Source organism: Thermococcus sp., from assembly GCF_027012695.1.
Taxonomy (GTDB): domain Archaea; phylum Methanobacteriota_B; class Thermococci; order Thermococcales; family Thermococcaceae; genus Thermococcus.
The window spans coordinates 1-6,330 of record NZ_JALUYR010000110.1 but is presented as its reverse complement, the minus strand read 5'-3'; the positions used below and the strand labels follow the sequence as shown (position 1 = coordinate 6,330).

At 51.9% G+C, this 6,330-nt stretch carries 9 protein-coding genes; 5 read left to right on the top strand and 4 right to left on the bottom strand.

Features of this window, described 5'->3' with window-relative positions; genetic code table 11:
- Window positions 1-214 precede the first annotated feature (214 nt).
- Window positions 215-1,018, bottom strand: a complete 804-nt coding sequence (locus tag MV985_RS08240) for a diadenylate cyclase (protein ID WP_297465176.1) — start codon at window positions 1,016-1,018, stop codon at window positions 215-217.
- An 88-nt stretch (window positions 1,019-1,106) separates the two neighbouring features.
- Between MV985_RS08240 and MV985_RS08235 the strand changes: the two genes are divergently transcribed.
- The 3 genes from MV985_RS08235 to cyaB are packed head-to-tail and all read left to right on the top strand — an operon-like array spanning window position 1,107 to window position 2,636.
- Window positions 1,107-1,640 carry a UbiX family flavin prenyltransferase gene (locus MV985_RS08235; RefSeq protein ID WP_297465180.1) on the top strand — a complete coding sequence of 178 codons (534 nt, stop codon included), beginning with the start codon at window positions 1,107-1,109 and terminating at the stop codon, window positions 1,638-1,640.
- 1 nt (window position 1,641) lies between these two features.
- On the top strand, window positions 1,642-2,124 hold the full coding sequence (locus tag MV985_RS08230) for an Lrp/AsnC family transcriptional regulator (protein WP_297465174.1): 483 nt from the start codon (window positions 1,642-1,644) through the stop codon (window positions 2,122-2,124).
- Window positions 2,124-2,636: a class IV adenylate cyclase gene (cyaB, locus tag MV985_RS08225; RefSeq protein ID WP_297465172.1), complete on the top strand. Its 513-nt coding sequence runs from the start codon at window positions 2,124-2,126 to the stop codon at window positions 2,634-2,636. The genes MV985_RS08230 and cyaB overlap by 1 nt, the downstream gene beginning before the upstream one ends.
- Before the next feature lie 6 nt (window positions 2,637-2,642).
- Here cyaB and MV985_RS08220 read toward each other — a convergent pair whose 3' ends face one another.
- Complete coding sequence (locus tag MV985_RS08220) at window positions 2,643-3,836, bottom strand: redox-regulated ATPase YchF (RefSeq protein WP_297465178.1); 1,194 nt, start codon at window positions 3,834-3,836, stop codon at window positions 2,643-2,645.
- Between the two features lie 67 nt (window positions 3,837-3,903).
- Here MV985_RS08220 and MV985_RS08215 point away from each other — a divergent pair, with 67 nt between their 5' ends.
- Both MV985_RS08215 and MV985_RS08210 read left to right on the top strand, forming a co-directional pair.
- The gene (locus tag MV985_RS08215; RefSeq protein WP_297465170.1) at window positions 3,904-4,266 is read left to right on the top strand and encodes a NifB/NifX family molybdenum-iron cluster-binding protein; all 363 of its coding nucleotides are present in this window, start codon (window positions 3,904-3,906) and stop codon (window positions 4,264-4,266) included.
- Between the two features lie 19 nt (window positions 4,267-4,285).
- Entirely contained in the window at window positions 4,286-5,110 is an 825-nt protein-coding gene (locus MV985_RS08210; protein ID WP_297465168.1) for an MBL fold metallo-hydrolase, read from the top strand.
- Here the strand turns inward: MV985_RS08210 and MV985_RS08205 are convergent.
- Entirely contained in the window at window positions 5,097-5,810 is a 714-nt protein-coding gene (locus MV985_RS08205; protein ID WP_297465166.1) for an aspartate racemase, read from the bottom strand. The genes MV985_RS08210 and MV985_RS08205 overlap by 14 nt on opposite strands.
- Window positions 5,811-5,815: 5 nt before the next feature.
- Window positions 5,816-6,160 (bottom strand): cupin domain-containing protein, encoded by a 345-nt coding sequence (locus MV985_RS08200; protein WP_297465164.1) that lies wholly within the window; start codon window positions 6,158-6,160, stop codon window positions 5,816-5,818.
- Window positions 6,161-6,330 lie beyond the last annotated feature (170 nt).

The following is a 6,330-nucleotide window of genomic DNA, read 5'->3' as shown; positions in this document are numbered from 1 at the left end:
GGAGTGGAAGGGGTTTTGCACGGGCTTTTCTGGAGATTTCGAAAAAAATTCGTTACATTTTGTCTCCGATAGCATCACCTAACGTTCCAATTTAAGAAAACCCTTTGGAGGCTTCAAAATCTGCCCTGGTGGAGATTCCTGGAATTTCGGAAATAAACAGACTTCAAATCAAAAAAGCTCCTCTTCTGACGTGATAGGCTATGAGAGAATCCCGTTAGTACCTTATCCTCGGATTGTACTCCAGGAGCATGAGGCCGTTCTTGAATATCCGTATCGTTCCGCTTTCGGAGAGGCTTATTGCCATGGCCTTCGTTATCTTGGTTATCCCCGCAGCCGCGATGTGTCTGCTTCCCAGACCCGGGGGGAGCATGAGGTCTATTACCTTGGGCTCAACTTCCAGATACCTCCCCGCCGCGGAAATTCTCCCGTCTTCCCTTATCACGAACGCACCGTCGAGCTGGGCAAACTCCTTGATTATCTCCTTGCTGTCCCTGTCGAGGACGTTTATTCTGTGCCCCTTGAAGGGGTTGGGGATTAGCTGATGGGAATGCCTGAGGACCCGCCTCGTGTCGCCGATAACAAATATCGTGCCCACAGGGGTTCCCTCGCGCCCCTCGACGCTGAGTTCTATGGCTATCTCGAGCAACCTCTGGAGAACGTTCTGGTTCTGGGCGAAGAAGCCACGCATCGCTGAAAGGCTCTTCTTAACGGTTTTGATGCCGATGGTATGCCTGGTCACGTAGACGAAGGATTCGCCCTCCCTGAGTATGTTGTGCTCCAGCAGGAATGCCGAGAGCAGGTTCAGAACGTTGTCGAGGTCAAGGTTCTGCGGAATGGAGACCCGCTTCACCCTCCCATCGTCCACATCAAAGGAGGAGCCCACGATCACAACGGTCACTTCCACTTCGGGGATCTCATCTTCGGGGACCTCTTCCATCAGAACGAGGGCCTTTCCCCCGAGTTCGTTGATGATCCTGAGGGCGCTCTCTATCAAAATCCGCGGGATCCCCATGGCCATCCCCCTTTCCGAAGGGGGTGGGAGGTATAAAAACCTACCGACGGGAAAACGTTAAAACCCTGCTTGAGTACTATAGCAGGTGCCAGTGATGAAGGTGATTGTTGCCATAACCGGTGCAAGCGGTTCAATCTACGGACTGCGGCTTATAGAGACCCTCAGGGAACTCGGACACGAGGTAGTTGTTCTGGCGTCCCGAACGGGCCTGGCGGTGGTCAGGCACGAGACTGGCGTTGATCTCAAACCCGATTTTCTGGAGAACGATATGTTCGCCCCCGTGGCTTCGGGCTCACATCCCTTCGATGCCATGGTGATTGCACCCTGCTCCATGAAGACCCTCTCCGCCATAGCCAGTGGTTATGCCGACAACCTCATAGTTCGAACGGCAGATGTAACCCTCAAAGAGCGCAGGAAACTAGTTCTGCTCGTCAGAGAAACTCCCCTGAACCTGATACACATCCAAAACATGATGAGGATTACACAGGCGGGGGGAATCGTAATGCCGGCCTCCCCAGGATTTTACACAAAACCCAAAACTTTGGACGATATGGTAAACTTTATAATTGGGAAAATTCTAGACCTGCTTGGGATTGAGAACAATCTCTACCCCCGCTGGAGGAGTTGATATGGTACAGCTCGACGACCTTGACAGGGCGATCCTCAGGATATTGAAGGAAGACGCCAGGCTCACGATCTCAGAGATAGCCGAGAAACTCAACAGGCCTGAATCCACCATCCACTTCAGGATAAAGAAGCTCCAGGAGAAGGGGGTCATCGAGAGGTACACCATCGTCCTTGGCAAGGAACTCCAGCCCAAGGCCCTGGCAATCGTCTACATCCAGGCCGAGACCCCGATAATTGAGGACTTCCTGGAGAGGTACATAAGGCACATAATCCGGACCCTCGCCCTGCTCCCCAACGTTCTCATGGTCGCCAGAAGCGGTGCTGACGGCATCGTTGCCCTCGTGGGTGCCGAGAACCAGGAGAAGCTGAACCGTTTTGTCGACGAGACCATACGGGTTCTTCCAACGCTAAGAAGGGTCGAGGTTTTTCCGGTGGACGAGATCGGCAAGGGGTCCGGAGTTGTCGGCTTCCTGGTGGATGTGTGATGGAGGCAGAGGTGAAGTTCCGCGTTGACTTCGAAGAGATGCGAAGGAGAATAGAGTCCGTCGGGGCCATCCTTGTCAGGGAGGAGTATCAGGAGGACGTCTATTTCTCCCTTCCATTACCGAAGCTCCTCCGCGTGAGAAAAATCGAAAATCTGGGGAGGGCTTTTCTAACCTACAAGGAGATAATGGATCCCGGCAGGAACGAGGAGTTCGACGAGCTTGAGGTGGAGGTTTCCGACTTCCACACAACCGTTGAAATCCTCAGAAGGCTCGGCTACGAAGAGGACGTAACTGTAAGAAAGCGTCGCCTCGTTTACAGACTCGACAGCATTACCTTCGAGCTGAACGAGGTTGAGGGCCTTGGTGGTTTCCTCGACATCGAGGTTATTTCCAATGATATAGAGAAGGCAAAGCGGAAAATCTGGGAAGTCGCGAAAAGGCTTGGACTGAGCGAGAAAGACGTTGAACCGAGGCTCTACCAGGAGTTAATCCGGGAAAAAGAGGGGAGATAAGCAACGTTACTTGGCCGTGGCAACTATCTTGATTATGTCGTTGAATTGGAGTTCGTAATCCTCACCAACGCGCCTCTTTGTTCTCGCGTTGATCGCGTAGAGGAAGGTTTTTCCCAGATCAGTGTGCACTCTGTATGCCAGATCGCGCGGCGTTGAACCCTTCGGGAGGAGGTAAACGTGGGGCAGAACGTTGCCGAACTGGTCGGTCAGCTTGTTCTCGTCCTGGACCGGATAAACCGGAATCAGGTTGAGTAACTCAAACACGGCCCTGTTTATGACCTCCTGAACGCCCGTTGAACCGAACCTGTACAAAACGCGCTCCCTGATGAGCTCCAGGGCTTTTTCTTGCTTGGGGTTCATCTTTTTGAGTATTTTAAAGTCGGAACTCCCGGGAAGGTACTCTATGAATCCAGCTTTTGCGGCCTTTCTCAGGGTAAGCTCTGCGGCGGCACTCGTCGGGACGACTATGTAGCCTCGCTTTTCTCCTTCTCTGATGAGCCTCTTGATTTCTTCATCGCTCGCCGCGTCGGCCTTGTTTGCGGCGATTATTATGGGCTTGTTAATTCTGCGCAGCTCGCGAACGAATGCCATCAAATCCTCGTCGCTCCACTTAGTGGGGTCGCTTGAAAGCCCAACCCTGTGTATGGCCTCCCAGACGTCTTCCTCGCCCACGCCTATTCCCGATAGGTGGTCCGCTATTGCCTGCTCCAGCTTCATGTGCTGGAGTTTAATTCTCTTTGCGAACTTTTCCCAGCCCTTCTTGAGGATTCCGAATATCCAGAAGTCTATCTCCCTTTCGAGGAACTCGATGTCCTCCACCGGGTCGTGGTAGTCAGTCGGCTGACCTTCGGCATCGGTCTTTCCAGTGGCGTCTATGACGTGGATTAGGGCTGAGGCCATTCTCAAATCATCGAGGAACTTGTTGCCTAAACCCCTCCCCTCGTGCGCTCCCGGCACGAGACCGGCAACATCAATCATCTTGATGGGAATCAGGGCCTTCCCGTCCCTGTACTCATAGTTCTGGGGGTTTGGCTCACAGCTGAGTTCCTTGCAGGGGTGCTCAGTTATGGCGTAGGTAACTCCAACGTTGGCATCTATTGTTGTAAACGGGTAGTTCGCGATGTCAACGTCAACGAGTGTTGCGGCTGAAAAGAAAGTTGACTTTCCAACGTTTGGCTTTCCAACGACGCCTATCTCCATCTCTCCCACCGGGCTAAGTTTGTGGAAGGGTTTTAAGGACTTTTGGATTAGTGTCCTTGGTGATACCATGAGAATTGCTGTGCCTTCAGATGAAGGCTTTGACGGAAACGCCGTTCCATTTGAAAAGGCTGAGAGTTTTGCCATTGCTGAAGTTGGCCCGGATGGAATTAAGGAAATAAAGGTTCTGAAGCCCGAGAAAAATATGGAAGAGGAACTTAAGAAAGAAGGGGTCGAACTGGTTCTGGCTCCCGAAGTTTCAAAAGAGATGACAATGAAGCTCGCGCAGATGGGAATAAAGGTTCTGACTGGATTCAGCGGAAAGGTAAAAGATGTAATGACAATGGCACTTAAAAGCACAGTAAGGGACTTCCTTAAAGCAGGCCTTACGATGACCAAGGTCGGGAAAAAGATGATGGACAGGAGACTTTAAATTCCGCAGGGTGAAAACCATGCGCGTAACGGTTCTCGTCGAAGATTATTCAGGCTACGAAAGTCCCTTTCTGGCCCAGCATGGTGTGAGCTTTCTCGTTGAAAAGGGCAACAGGAGTATTCTCTTCGATACTGGGCAGAGCGCGGAGCCAATACTCCACAACATGAAGCTCCTCGGGATAGACCCAAAAAGCATAGACTACGTTTTCCTGAGCCACTGCCACTACGACCACACCGGTGGATTGCTGGGAATGATAAAGGCCATCGGAAAGCGCGTTCCGCTTATAGCGCATCCAACAATATTCAGAAGGCATTTTGTCGTTAAACCTTACCTCAGAGAGGTTGGTGTTCCCTTCACGAGGGAGGAAATTGAAAAACTCGCCGAGCTTTACCTTATTTCAGAACCGATTGAGATAGTCAGCGACATCTACTCCACCGGCGAGATAAGGGTCAGGGAAAACTTCGAGAAGGATAAAATCGGGGTCTACACCATCGAGGGAGGAAGAATCTTTGAGGATAAACTTCTCGATGACATGAGCCTCGTTGCGAAAATCCCCGAGGGACTCGTCATAATCAGCGGTTGCAGTCACGCGGGAATAGTAAGCATCGTGAAGCACGCAATAAACATAACAGGCGAAGAGAAAATTAGAGCGGTGATTGGTGGTTTTCACCTGATAAACGCGAGTGAGGATAGAATAAAAAGAACCGTGGAGGAGTTTCAAAGGCTTGGGGTTGAGGAGGTCTACACCGGGCACTGCACGGGGTTAAAGGCGGAGTCAGAGTTTCTAAGGGCCTATGGAAAGAGATTTCACAAGATTCACTCAGGAATGGTTATCGAGCTCTAAGCTCCTCCAGACCAAGGGCAAGTCTAACTGCCTTCTCCGCTATCACGTCCATCGGGTCTATCAGGGGGACGCTAAGATCCTCGGGCTTCAAAACGACGCTCACCTCGGTGCAGCCCGCTATTATTCCCTCAACGAGGGGTTCGAGCTTCTTTGCAACCCTCAGGATTAGTTCCCTTCCGAGTTCGAGGTTCCCTGCCTTGACACCCTCATAAATGCCCTTCATCACGAGTTTCTGGTCGTCGTCATTTGGGACAATTACCTCAATCCCCCGCTTTTCAAGCGCCCTGTGGTAAACGCGCCCCTTTATTGTCCCGTCCGTCGCCAGCAGTCCGACTTTCCTTAGGCCCATCTCCTTTATTCTTTCGGCCGTCTCCTCGACCATACTAACCAGTGGAATCCTGATTGCCCTCTGTATGTCCTCCGCAAAATAGTGGGCTGTGTTGCAGGGCATTATTATGAAGTCCGCACCGCACTCCTCGAGTTTCTTCGCCGTCTTTATGAGCTCCGGCCTCGGATCTTCTCCATACCCAAGTATAAAGGCCGTTCTGTCCGGTATCTTGGGGTTGTTGTAGATGATCGCCCTTGGGTGGTCCTGATCGCGTTTGGCCGGCGTTTTCTCCACTATCCTCCTGAAGAGATCGGCCGTTGCCAGGGGCCCCATTCCACCAAGGATCCCTATGACCCTCTCCACCACAGGCATCACCCCTACTCCTCCAGCCAGACCGAGTCATCGCCGCGGTAGTTCAGCTTCACCACGAAGAGCCTGAACGGCTCGTTTCGCTCGTTGATGACCCAGTGAACGGTCTTTGGTTTTACCAGAAAGATGTCGCCGGGTTTTGCGAGGTATTCTTTCTCGCCTATGCCGAGTCTCGCCTCGCCGTCCATTATGTAGAACAGCTCGTACTGGTGGAGGTGGTAGTGCTTCCCGACGGTCTGTCCCGGTTTAACCTCGACTATCTGAACGTAAGTGCCCTCGGGCAGTTCACCCTCGAAGAGCGGGAGCTTTCTGTAAGTCCCCCTGTCTATGAGGTTTTTTATCTCGGCCTTCATGGGATCACCGGCAGTACTTTGCGAAGGAGGGATAGATAAATCATTTCCTCAAACAGACGAAGTCGGGCTTCACTGAAATCCTTCGATTATCAGAGCACCCTCTTCCTGAACAGATGATCTTGCCCTCCTTCTCTTCGGTTATCATGAAGCCGGGAATCATGCCGAATATC

Bases quoted from the DNA above. Each gene is read 5' to 3' on its own strand.
- MV985_RS08240 (WP_297465176.1), bottom strand. From the start codon at position 1,018: ATGGCCATGGGGATCCCGCGGATTTTGATAGAGAGCGCCCTCAGGATC.
- MV985_RS08235 (WP_297465180.1), top strand. From the start codon at position 1,107: ATGAAGGTGATTGTTGCCATAACCGGTGCAAGCGGTTCAATCTACGGA.
- MV985_RS08230 (WP_297465174.1), top strand. From the start codon at position 1,642: ATGGTACAGCTCGACGACCTTGACAGGGCGATCCTCAGGATATTGAAG.
- cyaB (WP_297465172.1), top strand. From the start codon at position 2,124: ATGGAGGCAGAGGTGAAGTTCCGCGTTGACTTCGAAGAGATGCGAAGG.
- MV985_RS08220 (WP_297465178.1), bottom strand. From the start codon at position 3,836: ATGGAGATAGGCGTCGTTGGAAAGCCAAACGTTGGAAAGTCAACTTTC.
- MV985_RS08215 (WP_297465170.1), top strand. From the start codon at position 3,904: ATGAGAATTGCTGTGCCTTCAGATGAAGGCTTTGACGGAAACGCCGTT.
- MV985_RS08210 (WP_297465168.1), top strand. From the start codon at position 4,286: ATGCGCGTAACGGTTCTCGTCGAAGATTATTCAGGCTACGAAAGTCCC.
- MV985_RS08205 (WP_297465166.1), bottom strand. From the start codon at position 5,810: ATGCCTGTGGTGGAGAGGGTCATAGGGATCCTTGGTGGAATGGGGCCC.
- MV985_RS08200 (WP_297465164.1), bottom strand. From the start codon at position 6,160: ATGAAGGCCGAGATAAAAAACCTCATAGACAGGGGGACTTACAGAAAG.